The sequence below is a fragment of the Corynebacterium sp. HMSC065D07 genome (assembly GCF_001810695.1).
GTDB classification, from domain to species: domain Bacteria; phylum Actinomycetota; class Actinomycetes; order Mycobacteriales; family Mycobacteriaceae; genus Corynebacterium; species Corynebacterium hesseae.
Genome location: NZ_KV802453.1, coordinates 89,756 through 108,295, shown reverse-complemented (window position 1 = coordinate 108,295; position 18,540 = coordinate 89,756). Strand labels below are relative to the sequence as shown.

The window sequence follows — 18,540 nt, the reverse complement described above, 5'->3', positions numbered from 1 at the left end:
CTGTAACTATCGCTGGCGTGTTGGCGATGTAGTAGTGGCAGTAAAAACGTTAAGGAGAAACATGAGTTCACTAAGCTCTGGCCTGCGGACTCGGGTCCTCTCAGTGGTGGCAGTCATCGCTGTGGCTTTGGGTCTGGTAGTGACCGCGGGTACGCAAGAAGCATCCGCCGCCAACCGGGACTGGCTGCGTGGCGACGCCACCGGTGCCTGCGAGTGGGACCGCGTCGGCTACTGGGTACAGCGCTGCGACGTGTGGTCCCAGGCAATGGGCCGCAACATCCCAGTGCAGATCCAGCCGGCTAAGAACGGCGGCAACGCAGGTCTGTACCTGCTCGATGGCCTGCGCGCTACCGATTCCACCAATGCCTGGATCAATGACGTCAACGCCGCGCGCACCTATGTAGACCACAACATCACCCTGGTGATGCCGGTGGGTGGCGCAGCGTCCTTCTACGCGGACTGGAACGGCCCGGCCACCTATGACTTGGTCAAGCCGGTCAACTACCAGTGGGAAACCTTCCTGACCCAGGAACTGCCGGCCTACCTGGAGGGCAACTTCGGAGTGGCCCGCAACAACAACTCAGTTGCCGGCCTGTCCATGGGCGCTACCGCTGCCATCACCCTCGCTGGCAAGCACCCGGAGCAGTTCCGCCAGGCGCTGTCCTACTCCGGCTACCTCACCACGACCTTGCCGGGCGCTCAGACCTTTATGCGCCTGGCGCTTCTCGACGCTGGCGGCTTCAACATCAACGCCATGTACGGGTCCATCATCAACCCGAAGCGCTTCAGCAATGACCCCTTCAATCTGATTCCGGAACTGGCTGCGAACGGAACGGATGTTTATGTCTCCGCCGCGTCCGGCATCCCAGGGCCGCTGGATCAGCAGCGCTACCGTCCGGAGCACATCGCGGCCGGCGTGGCCTTGGAAGGCTTTGCCAACGGCACCACCCGCCTGTGGGAGCTGAAGGCCCGCGCAATGGGCGTTCGCCTGCAGACGAATTACCCGGCGCAGGGCCTGCACAACTGGGAGCAGTTCGGATACCAACTCGAACGATCCAAGCCACAGGTGCTTAACGTAATGAACGCCTGGTAATCATCTCCTGCGTGGCCGCCGTGCTCTTGAGCACGGCGGCTTTTTCATAGCCATGGTGGGCGTGTCCCCCTTCCCAAAGTCTCAAGTTAAACTTAAACTTGAGAACACATTAGACCGCTCACTACGCGTACGGTGGCGAGTTCCGCAGGAGGGGAACCTGCGGAGCCCGCTCGCGGTAGCGCGTGCCCTCATCTCGATTTACCCCTAACAAGGACTCTTCAATGCCGAACACTGCGTCAACTCAGCCCCGCCGGTCCGCCAAGGCTTCCGGCCTGCGTTCCCCGTCCGCAGCCCGCAAGGGCCTGACCATTGCTGCACTGCCCACCGCCGTGGCCGTGGGCTTTGCGCTGCTGCCTATTGCAAACGCGCAGTCTTCCGGCTCTTCCAGCGACGGAATTACTGATCTTGTGGGCAGCTCCAACCTCTCCGATTCCTTCGCCCCGTCCAATCCGCCGCAGCGTACCCCGGTGGAGACGGAATACCCGAAGATCGAGGGCTTGCCGGAGGGCGTGTCCGTGTCCCGCGTTGAGTACCTGACCAACCGCCACCTCAAGGTCTACATCAAGTCCGCCGCCATGCCGGACAAGGAGCAGGTTGTGCAGATCCAGCTCGCGCGTGACTGGTACTCCAACCCGGACAAGACCTTCCCGGAGGTCTGGGCTCTTGATGGCCTGCGCGCCCGCGACGACGAGTCCGGCTGGACCATCGAGACCAACATCTTGTCCCAGTACGCTGACCGCAACGTCAACCTCATCATGCCGGTGGGTGGCGAGTCCTCCTTCTACTCCGACTGGCAGAAGGAAGACAACGGCAGGCACTACATGTGGGAGACCTTCCTGATGAAGGAACTCATCCCGATCCTGGAGAAGGGCTACCGCTCCAATGGCAAGCGCGCCGTCACTGGCATCTCCATGGGCGGTACCGCCGCTGTCAACCTTGCTGAGCGCAACCCCTGGGCCTTCAAGTACGTTGGCTCCTTCTCGGGCTACCTCGATACCACCACCACCGGCATGCCGGAGGCCATTACCGCCGCGCAGGCCGATGCCGGCGGATTCACCTCCACCAACATGTGGGGTGACCTGTACTCCCAGGATTGGATCGACCACGATCCGAAGCTGGGCATCGAGAACCTCAAGGACATGAAGGTCTATGTCTCCGCCGGTAACGGCAAGGATGACTACGGCCAGATCGGCTCGGTGGCCAAGGGCCAGGCCAACATGGCCGGCGTGGGCCTGGAGGCCATCTCCCGCATGTCCACCCAGACCTTCGTTGATTACGCTAAGCGCGCTGGCGTCGAGCCGGTGGTCAAGTTCCGTCCGACCGGCGTTCACAGCTGGGAATACTGGCAGTTTGAGATGACCGAGGCATGGCCTTACATCGCTGATTCCCTCGGCCTGGACAAGAGCGACCGCGGCGCGGACTGCACCCCGGTTGGGGCCATCGCTGAGGCCACCAAGTCCGGCATCATCGGTAGCTGCGTGAACAACGAGTATGACGTCGCCGAGCGCGGCAAGGCCCAGGACTTCCAGGCCGGTACCGCCTACTGGTCCCCGGAGACCGGCGCACACGCCGTGATCGGCCGCATCGGCGCTCGCTACTCCGAGCTCGGTGGACCGACCTCCTGGCTGGGCTTCCCGACGACCGGCGAGGAAAAGACCCCCGACGGCCGCGGCCGCTACGTCCACTTCGAGCACGGCTCCATCTACTGGACCCCGGAGACCGGCGCTTGGCCGATCCCGAAGGACTTCTTCGATGCATGGGGCAAGAACGGCTTCGAGGGCGGCGACCTCAAGTACCCGGTTGCCGAGGCACGCAAGGTCGGCGACGGCCAGGTCCAGGACTTCGAGGACGGCGTGCTGACCCGCAACCCGGACGGTTCCTTCCACATCGTGCACGGCGCTATCGGCGCGAAGTACAAGGAGCTGAAGGCTGCTGAGTCCGAGCTGGGCTTCCCGGTTGGTGAGGAAAAGGCCGTCAACGGCGGCTTCTTCCAGGAATTCGAGCACGGCAACATCTACTGGTCCATGGACTCCGGCGCGCACTACATCCTCAAGGGCAAGATCTTCGATGAGTGGGGCAAGCACGGCTGGGAGCAGGGCGAGTTCGGCTGGCCGACGGAGGACTACACCTCCATTCCGGCCGGTGGGCTGACCCAGTCCTTCCAGCATGGCGTCATCCGTGAGGTCATGGGCCAGGTCCAGGCGGATAAGAAGTAGGAGAACCGCCATGCGTCTTTTCTGCGCGCGTCCCGCTGCGGCAGCCGGCGCGGCCGTGCTGCTCGCCGCCGGTGCCCTGTTGAGCGGTTGCGGTTCCGCCACCGTCGAGGAGGGCGAGGCCACCGACACCTCCGTGGCGCCGTTGGAGCGTTCCTCCGCGGCGAGCGGCGGGGCGTCGGCAAGCTCGGCGTCAGCTAGTGGGGCGTCGGAAAGCTCTTCGTCGGCGTCGCGCACCGAAGAGGAACAGGACGGGGAGCCGGAAGACCGCGGCGCACGCGAGATCTCCGAGATCCCCGCCCCCGCTCCCGCGCAAGGCCCAGACCAGGACTTCCTGGCTGCGGTGGCGAAGGCCGGCGTCAACGTCGACGGCGTGGAAGACCAAGTGGTGGGTGCCGCGCAGGCCTCCTGCCAGGGCGATGCCGTCACCGCACCGGCAGTGGCCGGACAGCTCATCGAGCAGGGCCGCACCGAGCTTAGCCACGAGGAACTAGTCCGGCTCATCACCGAGCAGGGCCGCAAGCTCTGCGCTCAGTAACGTGGCAGGGATTTTCCAGACAATCCCGTGCCTTCTCGAGGTAGAAATTTCTTCATGCGTAAAACACTTACCGTCCTTGCCGTCGTTGTTCTCCTCGCCGTGATTGGCGGGGGAGCGGTCCACTTCCTCAACACCCGTGAGGAAGGAGAGCAAGGAAACCTTGCGGAGCCCGCCCCCTCCCAGGGGGAGGGCGAAGAAAACGCAACCCCCGAGCAACCGGATTGGTGCCCGCGCGTGGAGTTCATCTCCGCGCCGGGAACGTGGGAATCCGCCGCGGACGATGATCCGATCAACCCGGGGGCGAACCCGAACTCCTTCATGCTGTCGATTACGAATCCGCTGAAGGAGGCCTACGTTCCCGAGGACGTTAAGGTGTGGACGCTGCCGTACACCGCGCAGTTCAAGAACATTAACGCGCAGCACGAGATGAGCTACGACGATTCCCGCAACGAGGGCACCTCGCGCCTGGAGGGCGAGCTGACCTACATGTACGAGACCTGCCCGAACACGAAGTTCATCCTGAGCGGCTTTTCGCAGGGCGCGGTCATCGCGGGTGATGTGGCGGACCGAATCGGCGGCGGCAACGGGCCCGTGCCCGCAGAGAGCGTGGTGGGTGTCGCACTCATCGCGGACGGGCGGCGCCAGGACGGCGTGGGCATTAACCCGGGCGCGCACGTCGGCGGCGTGGGCGCGGAGATTGCCCTGCAGCCGGTCTCGACGTTGATTCAGGGCATCGTCCCGGGTGCCACGATGCGCGGTGAGCGCGCCAACGGTTTCGGGGCGCTGGCGGACCGCACCTTCCAGATCTGCGCGCCGAATGACTCCATCTGTGATGCACCACTGGACGTCAGCAACGGTCTGGAGCGCGCCCGCGATCTTATCGACGCCAACGGCGTCCACGCACTGTATGCCTCTAATCCGGACACCATCGAAGGCACCACGGCCAACCAATGGGTGACGCAGTGGGCCAAGGACACCATCGACGCACAATAGCGCTTGGCGACGTCCCGCCTGCGCGCCATGTAACGGTCGGCGTAGTCCTTCTGATATTTTTAATGTCAAAAGTACGTGAAGCAGGGGTATGTGCCCCGCTCTACCCTACGAAGGAGCTTTCCCACATGGACCTGAAAGCCTTGATCGGCCAGTTCTTCGACGAGAAGGGCAACATCGCCCTGCCGCCCCACCTCACGTTGGCGGGCCTTGCCGAACACGTCTATGCCGCGGAGCAGCAGGCGGGTATCCCGGATCGCCCGGTCATGCGCCAATGGGTCTATAGCGATAACCCGGAGGGAACACCGCGCGATATCACCCGCTCCCAGGTCAATACCCGCATCAAGGCAGTGGCTGCGCGCCTGCAGCAGGTGGGCAAGATGGGGGACCGCGTGGCGATCCTGGCGGGCAACTCGCCCGAGTACATCTTCGGCTTCCTTGGCGCGATGTACGCGGGCATGACCCCGATCCCGCTCTATGATCCGAACGAGCCCGGCCACACCGACCACCTGCGGGCGGTCTTTGGTGACGCTAACCCGTCGATCGTTCTGACCAATAACATCTCGGCCGCGGCGAACCGCGCATACTTCTCGGACCGCCCGGCGGCCGAGCGCCCGCGCATCATCTCCATCGACTCCCTGCCGGATTCCCTGGCGCAGAGCTGGGTGAACCCGCTGGAGACGGAGGAGGGCAAGGCGGCCCTGGCCGCGCTGCAGACCGCGCCGGTGGACCACCCGGCCTTCCTGCAGTACACCTCCGGCTCCACCCGGACACCTGCGGGCGTGCTGCTGACAAACCGCAACATCATGACCAACGTGCTGCAGATCTTCACCGCGGTACAGATCAAGCTGCCAGCGCGCGTGGTGTCCTGGCTGCCGATGCACCACGATATGGGCATCATCCTGGCGGTCTTCGTGACGATTCTGGGCCTCAACCTGGAAATCATGACGCCGCGTGACTTCGTGCAGCAGCCCAAGCGCTGGATTGATCAGCTCAAGCGCCAGCCCATCGATGAGCAGCTGCAAGGTACCTATGCCGTGGTTCCGAACTTCGCCCTCGAGCTCGCCGCGCGCTACGGCGCCCCGGCGGAGGGGGAGAAGCTGGACTTCAGCAACGTCGATGGCATCGTGATCGGTTCGGAGCCGGTGACCGAGTCTGCGGTGAATTCCTTCTGGGAGACTTTCGGCAAGGAAGAGTTTGGCCTGCGCCGCGATGCCCTGCGCCCGTCCTATGGCATGGCGGAGGCCTCGTTGATTGTCACCACGCCGCAGACTCCGGAGCGCCCGGTCATTTCCCACTTCGACCGCGAGCGTCTGGCTCAGGGTGAGGCGGTCATCGTGGAGAAGTCCGCGGATTCCGTGGCCTATGCCTCCTGTGGCCAGAGCGTCGTGGCCCAGCACCTGACCATCGTGGACCCGGAGACCAAGACCGAGCTGCCGGATGGCCGCGTGGGTGAAATCTGGCTGCACGGCGAGAACCGAGCCGCTGGCTACCTGGACCGCGCGGAGGAAACCGCCTCGACCTTCCACAACACGCTGGGGGAGCGCTTGGCGGAGGGCACCCGCGTGCCGAATGCCCCGGAGGACAATAACTGGTTGGCCACCGGTGACCTCGCGGCAATCGTGGATAACCAGCTCTACATCACCGGTCGCCTCAAGGACCTCATCGTGGTCGCAGGCCGCAACCACTACCCGCAGGACATCGAGGGCACCGTGCAGGAGGCCTCGGGCCACGTCCGTGCGGACTCCATCGCGGCCTTCTCCGTGGAGGGCGGCAGCACCGAGGAGCTCGTGCTGCTCATCGAGCGCGCCGATGGCGCCAACCCGGCCGATGACGCCGCCGCGTCCGAAGCCATCCGCTCCGCGGTTTCCGCGAACCACGGCGTGACCCCGGCGGTCATCCAGTGGTTTAACGCAAACGAGATCAAGCGCACCTCCTCGGGCAAGATTGCCCGCCGCGTGGCCAAGAAGAGCTACCTCGCTTCCTAAAGCCCACGCCGCTTAAACCCCCGTTCCCGCGCTACTGCGGGGCGGGGGTTGCTGCTGCCTGTGGGTATGTCGGTTATGAAACCCAAGTTAACAAAGTGAGATAATCATTCGATAACCCCTATGTACGCTTCGACGTGCGCGTTTTTGTGCTGCGCAAAATCGAATGCAGAGTTAGATATTTTTTAGTCCGCGTAAGAAAGCTAGAGATTTATGACCGTTGAAGAGCTACGTGGCTGGTTGCGCACCTGGGTTGCGCAGACCACCGGCCTGTCGGCAGAGGAAATCACGGACACCAAACCGCTGGAGAATTTTGGGCTGTCCTCGCGTGACGCAGTGGTCCTTTCCGGCGAGTTAGAAAACCTCCTCGGCATTAAGCTCGAGCCCACCGTGGCCTACGAGTACCCCACCATCGCGCAGCTGGCTGAGCGCCTGGTCAACGGTGCAGCCGCTGCAGGGGAGAGCGCACCGAAGGAGGCGTCGCCACGCCCGGCCACCATCGCGGGCGGTGACATCGCCGTCATCGGTTACGCTGGCCGCTTCCCGGGCGCTAAAAACGTTGATGAGTTCTGGACCATGCTCGTCGAAGGCCGCGCCGGCACCGGCCCGCTGCCTGTCGGACGCTGGTCGGAATACTCTTCCGATCCCATTACCAGCGAGAAGATTGAGCAGCAGAACACCGACGGTGGCTATATCGAGGACATCGCTTCCTTCGACCCCGAGTTCTTTGGTCTCTCCCCGCTGGAGGCGGCCAACATGGACCCGCAGCAGCGCATCCTCATGGAGGTCTCGTGGGAGGCCCTCGAGGACGCCGGCGTACCCGCCAACCAGCTGCGCGGCACGGCCACCGGTGTCTACATGGGCTCCACCAACAATGACTACGGCATGCTCATTACCGCCGACCCGGCGGAGATGCACCCTTATGCCATGACGGGTACGTCCTCAGCGATCGTGGCTAACCGCCTTTCCTACGCCTTCGATCTGCGCGGCCCTTCCATCAACGTGGACACCGCGTGCTCCGCCTCCCTCGTGGCGGTCAACCAGGCGGTCAAGGACCTGCGCGTGGGTGCGGCTGATACGGCACTCGCCGGCGGCGTGAACATCCTGGCTTCACCCCACGCCTCCATCGCCTTTAGTGAGCTGGGTGTCACCTCTCCCACCAGCGCCATCCACGCCTTTTCCGATGATGCCGATGGCATCGTCCGCGCGGATGCCGCGGGCGTGCTCGTGCTCAAGCGCCTCGAGGACGCCGAGCGCGATGGCGACACCATCCATGCCGTCATCAAGGGCACCGCGGTCAACTCCGACGGCCACTCCAACGGCCTGACCGCCCCCAACCCGGAGGCGCAGGTCGACGTCCTCGAGCGCGCCTATGCCGACGCCGGCATCCGCCCGCAGGACGTGGACTACGTCGAGGCCCACGGCACCGGCACCATCCTCGGTGACCCCATCGAGGCCACCGCGCTCGGCCGCGTGTTGGGCCCGGGCCGCCAGGCCGCGAACCCGACCCTGCTGGGCTCCGCCAAGACCAACATCGGCCACTCCGAGTCCGCCGCTGGCGTCGTGGGCCTCATCAAGGTCATCGAAGGCATGCGCCACGGCGTCATCCCACCAAACATCAACTACGTGGGCCCCAACCGCTATATCGATTTTGACGCAGAGCACCTCGAAGTGGTCGAGGATCCGCGCGAGTGGCCTGAATACTCCGGCCAGAAAATCGCCGGTGTTTCCGGCTTTGGTTTCGGCGGCACCAATGCGCACGTCGTCCTTACGGACTACCGCGGGCTGACCCACCAGGACACCCCGCAGGTCGCCATCGGCGAGGGCCAGCCAGTAGCCCTGCCGGTCTCCGGTTTGCTGCCATCCCGCCGCGCCGCGGCAGCGGCTCACCTGGCGGACTACATCGAAGCGGAGAACCCGAACCTGCTCTCCCTGGCCCGCACCCTCGCGCGCCGCAACCATGGGCGTTCGCGTGCGGTAGTAACGGCGTCGTCAAGCGAGGAAGCTGTCAAGCGCCTGCGTCAGGTCTCCGAGGGGACCGTCTCCGTCGGGATCGCCGCGGCGGATTCCCCGACGGTGCACGGACCAGTCTTCATGTACTCCGGTTTCGGCTCCCAGCACCGCAAGATGGCCAAGGACATGATCGAGATCTCGCCGCTGTTCAAGGAGCGCTTGGAGGAGCTTGACGCCATCGTCCAGCGCGAATCCGGCTGGTCCATTCTGGAGCTGGTGCACGACGACGCCCAGACCTATAACACCGAAACCGCGCAGGTAGCCATCACCGCCATCCAGATCGCGCTGACGGACCTGCTCGCCACCTTCGGCGTGCGCCCGGCGGGCGTCATCGGCATGTCCATGGGTGAGATCGGCGCGGCCTATGCTGCGGGCGGCATCATGGCGGCCGACGCCATGCTCATCGCCTGCCACCGCGCGCGCCTGATGGGTGAGGGAGAGGCCTCGCTTCCCGACGATCAGCAGGGCGCCATGGCCGTCGTCGAGCTCTCCGCCGAGGAGATTGACGCCCTTCCGGGTTCCATCGAACCTGCCGTGTACACCGGCCCCGGCATGACCACCGTCGGTGGTCCGCGCGAAGAGGTCCTCGCGCTGGTGGAGCGCCTCGAAGGCGAGGGCAAGTTCGCCCGCGCGCTCAACGTCAAGGGCGCGGGCCACACCTCCGCCGTCGACCCGCTCCTCGGTGAGCTCTATGCGGAAATCGCCGGCATCGAGACCCGCCCTCTGCACACGACGCTCTTCTCCTCCGTGGACCGCGGCAAGGTCTACCGCCCCGGTACGGTGCTGCACGATGAGGATTACTGGATCCGCATGACCCGCAAGCCCGTCTACCTGCAGGACGCAGCGGAGGCAGCCTTTGCGGCGGGCCACATGCAGATCGTTGAGATTTCCCCGAACCCGATTGCGCTCATGGGCCTGATGTCCACGGCCTTTGCTGCGGGCAAGGCGGATGCGCAGCTGCTCTATAGCCTGAAGCGCAAGGTGGATCCCACCGAGTCGCTGTTGGATCTGCTGGGCAAGCTCTACGTCGCGGGAACTCCGGTGAACTACACTAAGGTCTTTGGCTCGGGCGCGCTTGTCGCCGCCCCGCATACCCGCTTCCGCCGCCAGCGTTTCTGGACCAACGCTCGTCCCTCGTCGGGTGTGTCCGGCCTGCCGGGCGCGCGCGTGACGCTGCCGGAGGGCGCGGTGGCGTTCTCCACGAACGCTGACCAGGCGCCGAGCGCGCTGGCCATCCTGGAGGCCGCCGCCGAGGCCGTCACCCCGGGCGCGCACATCGCGGCGAGCGAGGAGCACCTGGATCTGCCCGCGAAGGGCGAGGTCACCACCATTGTTCGCCGCACGCTGGGCGGGCTGTCGGTGGCGGTGCACTACGTGGATGGAGCGACCACCAAGCTTGTTGCGGAAGGTTTTGCCTCGACCCTTAACCTTGCAGAACCCACCCCGACGGCCGAGCCGAGCCTGCCGCAGGCCGTGACCGCGCCGCAGTTTGCTGACCCCGACGTAGGGGTCGACGCCGTGCGCTGGGACCCGGAGAAGGAGAGCGTGGAGGAGCGCTTGGCGCTCATCGTGTCGGAGTCCATGGGCTACGACGTCTCCGATCTCCCGCGCGAGCTGCCGCTCATTGATCTGGGCCTGGATTCGCTCATGGGCATGCGCATCAAGAACCGGGTGGAGAATGACTTCCAGATTCCGCCGCTGCAGGTGCAGGCGCTTCGCGACGCCTCCCTCGCCGACGTCATCACCATGGTCGAAGAGGCCGTGTCCGAGCAGCCCGATGCCGCAACCGCAAGCGCCGACGCGACCGCCGACGCACCCTCCGCGCTCACCGAGAGCGACGACACCACCCCAGACGCCTCCGCGGTGAGCGCGAAGGGCGGCGAAGGCGTGGGCGTTGCACCGCGCGATGCCTCCGAGCGCATGGTCTTCGGCACCTGGGCCACCTTCACAGGTACGGCCGCAGCCGGCGTGACCTCCGCGCTACCGCAGGTCAGCGATGAGGTGGCAGAAAAGATTGCCGAACGCCTCACCGAGCGCGCTGGCATCGAGGTCACTGCGCACCAGGTCCACGAGGCCGAAGCGCTGGAGAACCTGGCGGACCTCGTCCGCGAGGGCCTGGAGACTGAGGTCGAGGGCAACATCCGCGTCCTGCGCGAGGCCGATGGCCCCGCCGTCTTCATGTTCCACCCGGCCGGCGGCACCACCGTGGTCTACCAGCCGCTGACCCGCCGCTTGCCTGCCGACGTCGCCGTCTACGGCGTGGAGCGCCTCGAGGGCAGCCTGGAGGATCGTGCCGCCGCCTACATCGAGGACATCCTGCACTACGCGCGCGGCCGCAAGGTCGTGCTCGGCGGCTGGTCCTTCGGTGGCGCGCTGGCCTATGAGGTGGCCTACCAGCTGCAGGAGCGCGCAGCCCGCGGTGAGGACACTGCGGAGGTTGCCTTCATCGCTCTGCTGGATACCACCCAACCGGCCCACCCGGCACCGAAGACGCTGGAGGAAACCAAGGCCCGCTGGGGTCGCTACGCCGCCTTTGCCAAGAAGACCTATGGCCTCGACTTCGAGCCACCCTACGAGATGCTGGAGACCGTGGGCGAGGATGCTCTCATGGCCATGCTCGCGGAATTCCTCAGCTCCACCGACGCCTCCGAACACGGCCTGTCTGCCGGTGTGCTGGAGCACCAGCGCGCATCCTTCGTGGACAACCAGATTTTGGGCTCGCTGGATATGGGAAGGTGGGCGTCGGTAAGCGTGCCCGTCATCCTGTTCCGCTCCGAGCGCATGCACGACGGCGCCATCGAACTCGAGCCGGCGTATGCGGAGATTAACCCGGACGGCGGCTGGGGCGTTATCGTGAAGGATCTGGAGATTGTGCAGCTGCCGGGCGACCACCTGGCGGTTCCCGACGAGCCCGCAATCGGTATCGTGGGCAAGCACATGGAGGAATGGATCGAGGAGAAGATTCGGAAGTGACTAGCACCGCTGACAAGCTAGCGGACCTACGCGAGCGCCTCGAGCGCGCCCAGGATCCTGGTAGTGAACGCTCCCGGGCACGCCGCGATGAGGCGGGGCGCTCGACTCCGCGCCAACGCATCGCCGCGCTTCTCGACGAAGGCTCCTTCGTCGAAACCGGCGCCCTGGGCAAGACCCCCGGCGACCCGGACGCGATTTACTCCGACGGCGTGGTCACCGGCCACGGCCGCATCAACGGCCGCCCTGTCTGCATCTATGCCCACGACAAGACGGTGTACGGCGGTTCCGTGGGCGTGACCTTTGGTAAGAAGGTCACTGACATCATGGACCTGGCCATCAAGATCGGCTGCCCGGTCATCGGTATTCAGGATTCCGGCGGCGCGCGCATCCAGGATGCGGTGACGTCTCTGGCCATGTACTCCGAGATTGCCCGCCGCCAGCTGCCGCTGTCCGGCCGCAGCCCGCAGATTTCCATCATGATGGGCAAGTCCGCCGGTGGCGCGGTGTATGCGCCGGTGACCACGGACTTCATCATCGCCGTCGATGGTGAGGCCGAGATGTACGTGACGGGCCCGAACGTGATCAAGGAGGTCACGGGCGAGGAGATTTCTTCCCACGACTTGGGTTCCGCGCGCCAGCAGGAGCTCAACGGCAACGTGTCTGTCGTGGTGCCCTCGGAGGATGAGGCCTTTGACATGGTGCGCGATTTGCTGGACCACCTGCCGCTGACCTGCTTCGACGAGTCCCCGGTCTTCGACGCGCCTACTGATGAAGAGGTGGCTGAAGACACCGAGCTGGATTCCTTCATGCCGGATGATACGAACGCCGGCTACGACATGATGGACCTGCTCACGCAGCTTGGCGACGATGACGATCTCATCGAGATCCAAGAAAACTACGCCCCCAACGTCATCACCGCTTTTGGGCGTATTGATGGCAAGGCCGTGGGTTTTGTGGCCAATAATCCGATGCACTCGGCGGGCTGTATCGATGCGGATGCCGCCGATAAGGGCGCGCGCTTTATCCGTATTTGCGATGCCTACAACATCCCGCTGGTCTTCGTGGTGGATACACCGGGTTACCTGCCGGGCGTGGACCAGGAGAAGGCTGGTCTGATTCACCGCGGCGCGAAGTTCGCGTTTGCCGTGGTGGAGGCCACCGTGCCAAAGGTTTCGCTCATCGTGCGCAAGGCTTATGGCGGTGCATACGCCGTGATGGGTTCGAAGAACCTGACCGGTGATATCAACCTGGCGTGGCCGACAGCCCAGATCGCCGTGATGGGCTCGGCCGCCGCGGTGGTCATGATTGCCGGCAAGCAGCTCGAGGCTGCCGAGACCCCGGAGCAGCGCGCCATGACGAAGAAGATGTTCATGGACTTCTACGACGAGACCATGACCGCGCCTTATGTCGCCGCGGAGCGTGGCTACCTCGACGGCATGATTAAGCCCTCCGAGTCGCGCTTGGCTCTGCGCCGCGCGCTGCGCCAGCTTGCCGATAAGCAGGAGAAGGACCTGCCCAAGAAGCACACCATCTCCCCGCTCTAGCGTCGTTTAAGCCTGGCGATGAGGCGAAGAAGGCCTGCGGATCGCGCTGAATTTTGTGTCTCGGCGTAACATGTGAGCCTGTTTTATCCGATAGGCCTAAAGACTAGGAATTCAATCAAAGGAGAAACCCAATGCTCTCTAGCGTTCTTGACCTCAGCGGTGACATCATCAACCTCGTCATCATGCTGCTCAACCAGGCCGGCGTAGACGTTTCCGCCCTGAGCTCGAAGTAAGCCAGCGCTTCTAGCCCCTCCTTGCGGAGGGGCTTTTTTACTCCCAGACCGGGCTGGGGATGGGGACTGGCGGTCCACCGTCGGGAGGCAGCCACGCCATGCGGCCTTCGATGCGGTCGATGCGCCCGCGATACGTGGGGCGGGCGGGGTCATCGTCATTGATGGCGTTGTGGTACTTACATAACGGCACGAGATTGTCGAGGTTCGTCGGCCCGCCATCCTGCCACCTTCTGATGTGGTGCATTTGGCATTCCGCGGCAGGTCTTGTGCAGCCGAGCCAGGCGCACGTTGGATGCTCTGCGCTGAGCAGGAGCCGCTGTTTATCGTTGGCAAAACGGCTCCCGTAATACAGATTCACCGGCCCCTCGACCGGGTGGAAGAGCGAGACAAAGCCTCGCTCGGCAAACTGCGTGCGGAGAAATTCCGCGCCGGTCATGGTGCCACCGTCAGTTGCCTGCAGAATAATATCGTCGCCCTCACCGCGCACAATCTTGTCTAGCTGCTCTAGTCGCACAATGACGTGCGCATGCAAGGCTGGTTTCGGTGCGCCGCTGCCAGAAAAGACCTCATGGACGGCCTTCAGCAGGTCTTCGGAGGTGGCCTTAAGCGTGCCCACCAAATTCGCAATTTCGCGGGGACGGTCCGTGATGATGAGCTTATGCATACCGGTTGCACCACGCCGCACGCGGACGCCGGGGCTAGGCTCGGGTTTAAGCTCCGAGAGTCGTCGCTTCGCCACGCGCGCAATCTCCCCCTCCGGGGTATTGCACAACTCCACTCGCAAGTCCCATGCTTGGCGCGAGTTCTTGACGCGTGCGACGTGTCGCTCAATCTGCAGCAGCGTATCCAGCGCATGGTCCGTCTCCCGCGCACGGCGCTGCTTGGCAGTGAAAGCAGTCTGGCCAAAATAAACGCGGTGAAGTCCTTCGAGCTGCCGCGCCATGCGAGGCGTCGCGCCCAGCGCCAGCATCTCCTCACGGGTGTGGCCTGCGCACAAGGACACGACGTGCATGCCGCGAGCAAGTGCCCCGAGTAAGTCCCCCAACTTCATGCCTCACACCCTAAACCGGCCTAAAGCACCCCGCAACCGGAACGCCAAACTCCCAGTTCAAACGCTCAATCGCACGGCGTGAATGTGCCACTTCGACCGGAGAGTAGTCGTGACGCGTTGGGCCTCAGCGGATGCTCAAAAATGAAGGCAGGTCCCCGGTGCCGTGTAGGGCGAATTGGCAGTTCAAGCACAAACCTTAGGCGCGGGAGCGGGAAGCAAAAGCCGCGATGGCGCGCCAGCCAAAGAAGAAGAGCGCGGACATCACGGTAGCCACGATGAGGAAGGACCAGTGCGGCAGGCGCCCGTTGACCAGCATCCACAAAGCCATGCCGCCGATGACGGCGCTGAGCCACACGACGGCGCCCTCCTTCCACAGGCCGCTCAGCTTCGTTGCCATGATGATGACCCAGCCCACGAGCGCGCCCACGGTCCACGGCCAGAAGGCATCCACCCACGAGCTAAAGCTCAAGCCACCGTGCGCTAGGCGGGCGAGGATGGCGAAGAGGGCGAGAGCGAGGACGTCGATAAGCGGGGCAACGCGCATTTAGGATTCCTTCCGGTTCAACGCCGCGTAAGAGAAGCCATCGCGGGCGTAGTGAGCGAAGTAGATGACCCATCCAATGATAGTGATGAGCGCAAAAGAAATAAGCCGGTAGATGATGGCCGCGGAGGTGGCGTGCACCACGGTCAGGCCCGTGGCCACCAGCGGGGTGATGAGCGCGGCCTCCACCGTGCCCACGCCACCCGGGGTGACCTGCGCGGAGCCAGCCAGCTTCGCGGCGAGGAAGGCCAGTGCAACGCCGGCCAGGGTGGTGTCATCAGCACCGGCGCGCAGCCACGGGATCTCCCCGGTCACCGCCCACACGGATGCCCACAGCGCAGCCATATCCCCCAGGCGGTGAACTAGCGACGCCCCGGCAACCACAGCAAAGGGGCCACGCGAAAGGTGGACCTCGCCGAGGTTGCGGACCTCCTGAATCGCGCGGTCCCGTTTCGGGCCGGGCCGTAGCTTGCGCAGCCAGCCCTCGAGGGTCACCGGGTGCGAGGTCAGCCAGAAGACGCCGCCGAGTGCCGCGAGCATGAGGACAACCGTGGTGATCAGCGATCCCAGAGCCATATCCGCGTTGAGGAAAAACACCCCGCCGAGACCAATGAGCGCGAGGAACATCGAGCTAATGATCGAGGACAAGAAGAGGAAGTAGCTGCACAGCGCCACCGATGCGCCCCAGCGGCGCTGCACCTGGAAGGTGAGCAAGGCCGAAAAGGCAGGGCCCGCCGGCAGAGTCGTGGACCAGGCATTCGAGGCGAGCGTAATGGCGTAGGTTTCGCGCAGTGGCACCTTGACGCCGCCCGCGCCGATGAGCCGCTTCATCACTTCCGCCATGCCCGCGATGGACAGCAGCGCGAAGAACACCACCAGCACCACGGGGAAAGGTTCAGCGTGGCGCAGGCGTTGTAGCCCCTCGGAGATGAAGTCCAGCTGGTCGCGGAAGAACCACGCCAGCGCGGCCAGAATCAGCAGGGAGACTATCCAGGTCAGCCAGTTCTTCTTCATCGATCATCCGTGGACTTAAGGCGCTTGACCAGCTCGGAGAAGGGGATGAGCTCGGTGTCGGTGTCGGCGCTGCGGTCCCCGCGTACAGGAGCATCGCTTGGCGACGCCTCCTCAACCTGTTCTGCTGAAGTCACAGGGGAGTGGGGCGCGTCGTCCTGCGCAGCCGGTGCGGCCTCTTCGTAGTTCAGCGCTGGGGCGGTGGGCGCCGGTGCGGCAGCGGATGCGGTGGCCAGGGCCGGCTCGGCAGCCGGGGCGTTGTCGCCGCCGAGGCGATGGGTAAGGCGGGTGAGGAAGCGCGGAGCCCACCAGTTGTCCTCGCGCAGGAGGTGCATGACGGCGGGGACGAGGAGCATGCGGACGATGGTGGCGTCGATAAGCAGCGCAAAAATCATGCCGAAGGCGATGTACTTCATCATCACGATGTCGGAGAAGCCGAAGGCCCCCGCCACCACGATCATGATGAGCGCGGCCGCCGTGATGATGCCGCCTGTGTGCGCGGTGCCCGCAGCGATGGCCTCGTCCGTGGACGCACCCCGGCGGCGGGCCTCCACCATGCGCGAGACCAGGAAGACCTCATAGTCCGTGGACAGGCCAAAGACGATGGCGATGATGAGCACCAGAATCGGGCTCATCAGCGGACCGGCGGTGTAGTTGAGTAGGCCGGAACCGAGGCCATCGACGAACATGAGCGTCAAAATGCCCAGCGTCGCACCCAGCGAGAGCAGCGTCATGATGATGGCCTTGAGCGGCAGGATGAACGAGCCGAAGACCAGCGCCATGAGGATGAAGGTGGCCAGAACCACGTAGAGGGCCATCCAGGGCAGTGTGTCGAAGAGCGCGTCGAGGGACTCGACCTCCATCGCCGGGGTGCCGCCGACATAAAGCTCCACGCCGTCGGGTGCCTCAATGTTCTCGAGCTCGTGGACGATGCGCGCGTAGTCCTCGCGGTCCTGGATGCCGGCGCCGAGGACGGTCGTGCCGTCGACGGTCGCGGTCTTCGGGCCCATCGGTTCGGTGAGGCCTTGGATGGAGCGGGCTTGCATGACGACGTCGACAAGCTGCTCGTTGGTCGCGTTCTTCACCACGAGCTTGACCGGCTCGGTGCGGAAAGAGGGAAATTGCTCGTTGAACTGGTCCTGCGCCACGCGCGCGTCCTGGTTGGGCGGCAGGTAGGTCTCGTTGATGCCGCCGAATTTCACGCCCAGCACCGGCATGGCCAGCGCGATGAGCAGGGCGCAGATGGCGGTGGTCATTAGACCCGCGCGGCCCATGGCCCAGCGCGGCATCCGGTACCACCACGTGTCCTCGATGCGGCGCCCGCGGCGCGAGGTCTTTCGCACAGTCCACTTGTCGATGTTGGGGCCCAGCATGCCAAACAACGACGGCAGCACCATCACCGACAGGAGTGCGGCGAGGCCGACGGCGGAGATGGAACCATAGGCCACCGACTTAAGGAAGGCCTGCGGGAAGAGGAAGAGCCCGGAGAGGGACACGGCCACCATCGCGGCGGAAAAGACCACGGTCTGGCCGGCGGTGGCGGTGGTGATCGCCACGGCCTCCTTGGTATCGCGGCCCTTGTCCAGCTCCTCGCGGAAGCGCGAAACCATGAACAGGCCATAGTCGATGGCCAAGCCCAAGCCCAGCAGCGTGACGACGGCCTGCGCAAACACGTTGACCTGCTGGAAGCCAGCCAGGATGGACAGGATACCCAGGGAGCCCAGGATGGACAGGCCGCCCACGACGAGCGGCATGAAGGCCGCGACGACGGAGCCGAAGACAATCAGCAGCAGCAGTCCGACGAGCGGCAGCGCGGCCTTCTCCGCGCGGGAGATGTCCTTGGCCATGCCCTCATCCAGCGCGTCGGCCACGGCCGTGGCGCCCGCGACCTGCACGGGGACGTCGGCAGCGTGCAGCGAATCCTCGATGGTGCGGAAGTCCTTGAGAGTCTGCTCGCCGTCGCCCTTCAGCCCGATGGCGGCGAAGGCCGTGGAGTGATCCTGCGTGATGAGGTTCGGGTTGCGCTTATCAAAGTAGCTGGTGACGGAGTCGATCTGCTCCGGGTGCTGCGCCTTGAGCTCATCCAGGAAGGCCTTGGCCTCGGCGGCGTGGGCATCGGGGTCATCGAAAAGCAGGATGACGTCGCCGGAATTGTCCCGGCCGAAAGTCTCGAGCTCGATCTGTGTCGCGCTTGTCGACGCCGCCGAAGGATCCTCCCAGCCCTCCTGGCTCATCCGGTCACCCAGGCGGGTGCCGAAGCCGAAGAAGAGGCCGAGGATGAGACCCACGATGATGAGCGGGATGACCTTGCGGTGGGCATAGGAGAAGCGGCCCCAAGAATAAAACATGCGGCTC

11 protein-coding genes are annotated in these 18,540 nt (G+C 64.6%); 7 read left to right on the top strand and 4 right to left on the bottom strand.

All coding sequences use genetic code 11. From position 1 onward, the window contains the following. Window positions 1-61 precede the first annotated feature (61 nt). The 7 genes from HMPREF2760_RS07700 (at window position 62) to HMPREF2760_RS07670 (ending at window position 13,349) form a co-directional block, all read left to right on the top strand. Window positions 62-1,093 carry an alpha/beta hydrolase gene (locus HMPREF2760_RS07700; RefSeq protein WP_070531877.1) on the top strand — a complete coding sequence of 344 codons (1,032 nt, stop codon included), beginning with the start codon at window positions 62-64 and terminating at the stop codon, window positions 1,091-1,093. 302 nt (window positions 1,094-1,395) lie between these two features. Then, entirely contained in the window at window positions 1,396-3,309 is a 1,914-nt protein-coding gene (locus tag HMPREF2760_RS07695; RefSeq protein ID WP_371440629.1) for an alpha/beta hydrolase-fold protein, read from the top strand. 10 nt (window positions 3,310-3,319) lie between these two features. Next, the gene (locus tag HMPREF2760_RS07690; protein WP_070563414.1) at window positions 3,320-3,844 is read left to right on the top strand and encodes a DUF732 domain-containing protein; all 525 of its coding nucleotides are present in this window, start codon (window positions 3,320-3,322) and stop codon (window positions 3,842-3,844) included. Between the two features lie 54 nt (window positions 3,845-3,898). Further along, on the top strand, window positions 3,899-4,837 hold the full coding sequence (locus HMPREF2760_RS07685) for a cutinase family protein (protein WP_070531885.1): 939 nt from the start codon (window positions 3,899-3,901) through the stop codon (window positions 4,835-4,837). Window positions 4,838-4,962: 125 nt separating this feature from the next. Next, window positions 4,963-6,822: a FadD32-like long-chain-fatty-acid--AMP ligase gene (locus HMPREF2760_RS07680; RefSeq protein WP_070563411.1), complete on the top strand. Its 1,860-nt coding sequence runs from the start codon at window positions 4,963-4,965 to the stop codon at window positions 6,820-6,822. Window positions 6,823-7,032: 210 nt separating this feature from the next. Continuing rightward, on the top strand, window positions 7,033-11,805 hold the full coding sequence (locus HMPREF2760_RS07675) for a type I polyketide synthase (protein WP_070597011.1): 4,773 nt from the start codon (window positions 7,033-7,035) through the stop codon (window positions 11,803-11,805). Then, window positions 11,802-13,349: an acyl-CoA carboxylase subunit beta gene (locus HMPREF2760_RS07670; protein WP_371440628.1), complete on the top strand. Its 1,548-nt coding sequence runs from the start codon at window positions 11,802-11,804 to the stop codon at window positions 13,347-13,349. Before HMPREF2760_RS07675 ends, HMPREF2760_RS07670 begins: the two co-directional genes overlap by 4 nt. A 270-nt stretch (window positions 13,350-13,619) precedes the next feature. Here the strand turns inward: HMPREF2760_RS07670 and HMPREF2760_RS07665 are convergent, their stop codons facing one another. The 4 genes from HMPREF2760_RS07665 to HMPREF2760_RS07650 all read right to left on the bottom strand — a co-directional run bounded on the left by HMPREF2760_RS07665 (window position 13,620) and on the right by HMPREF2760_RS07650 (window position 18,533). Next, complete coding sequence (locus HMPREF2760_RS07665; protein ID WP_070597009.1) at window positions 13,620-14,633, bottom strand: HNH endonuclease signature motif containing protein; 1,014 nt, start codon at window positions 14,631-14,633, stop codon at window positions 13,620-13,622. Window positions 14,634-14,829: 196 nt separating this feature from the next. Beyond that, window positions 14,830-15,177 carry a DUF3054 domain-containing protein gene (locus HMPREF2760_RS07660; RefSeq protein ID WP_070597008.1) on the bottom strand — a complete coding sequence of 116 codons (348 nt, stop codon included), beginning with the start codon at window positions 15,175-15,177 and terminating at the stop codon, window positions 14,830-14,832. After that, window positions 15,178-16,188: a lysylphosphatidylglycerol synthase transmembrane domain-containing protein gene (locus HMPREF2760_RS07655; RefSeq protein WP_070597007.1), complete on the bottom strand. Its 1,011-nt coding sequence runs from the start codon at window positions 16,186-16,188 to the stop codon at window positions 15,178-15,180. Next, window positions 16,185-18,533 carry an MMPL family transporter gene (locus HMPREF2760_RS07650; RefSeq protein ID WP_070597006.1) on the bottom strand — a complete coding sequence of 783 codons (2,349 nt, stop codon included), beginning with the start codon at window positions 18,531-18,533 and terminating at the stop codon, window positions 16,185-16,187. The genes HMPREF2760_RS07655 and HMPREF2760_RS07650 overlap by 4 nt, the downstream gene beginning before the upstream one ends. Window positions 18,534-18,540: the final 7 nt, after the last annotated feature.

Coding starts and splice junctions, on each gene's coding strand:
- HMPREF2760_RS07700 (WP_070531877.1), top strand. CDS start 62: ATGAGTTCACTAAGCTCTGGCCTGCGGACTCGGGTCCTCTCAGTGGTG.
- HMPREF2760_RS07690 (WP_070563414.1), top strand. CDS start 3,320: ATGCGTCTTTTCTGCGCGCGTCCCGCTGCGGCAGCCGGCGCGGCCGTG.
- HMPREF2760_RS07685 (WP_070531885.1), top strand. CDS start 3,899: ATGCGTAAAACACTTACCGTCCTTGCCGTCGTTGTTCTCCTCGCCGTG.
- HMPREF2760_RS07680 (WP_070563411.1), top strand. CDS start 4,963: ATGGACCTGAAAGCCTTGATCGGCCAGTTCTTCGACGAGAAGGGCAAC.
- HMPREF2760_RS07675 (WP_070597011.1), top strand. CDS start 7,033: ATGACCGTTGAAGAGCTACGTGGCTGGTTGCGCACCTGGGTTGCGCAG.
- HMPREF2760_RS07665 (WP_070597009.1), bottom strand. CDS start 14,633: ATGAAGTTGGGGGACTTACTCGGGGCACTTGCTCGCGGCATGCACGTC.
- HMPREF2760_RS07660 (WP_070597008.1), bottom strand. CDS start 15,177: ATGCGCGTTGCCCCGCTTATCGACGTCCTCGCTCTCGCCCTCTTCGCC.
- HMPREF2760_RS07655 (WP_070597007.1), bottom strand. CDS start 16,188: ATGAAGAAGAACTGGCTGACCTGGATAGTCTCCCTGCTGATTCTGGCC.
- HMPREF2760_RS07650 (WP_070597006.1), bottom strand. CDS start 18,533: ATGTTTTATTCTTGGGGCCGCTTCTCCTATGCCCACCGCAAGGTCATC.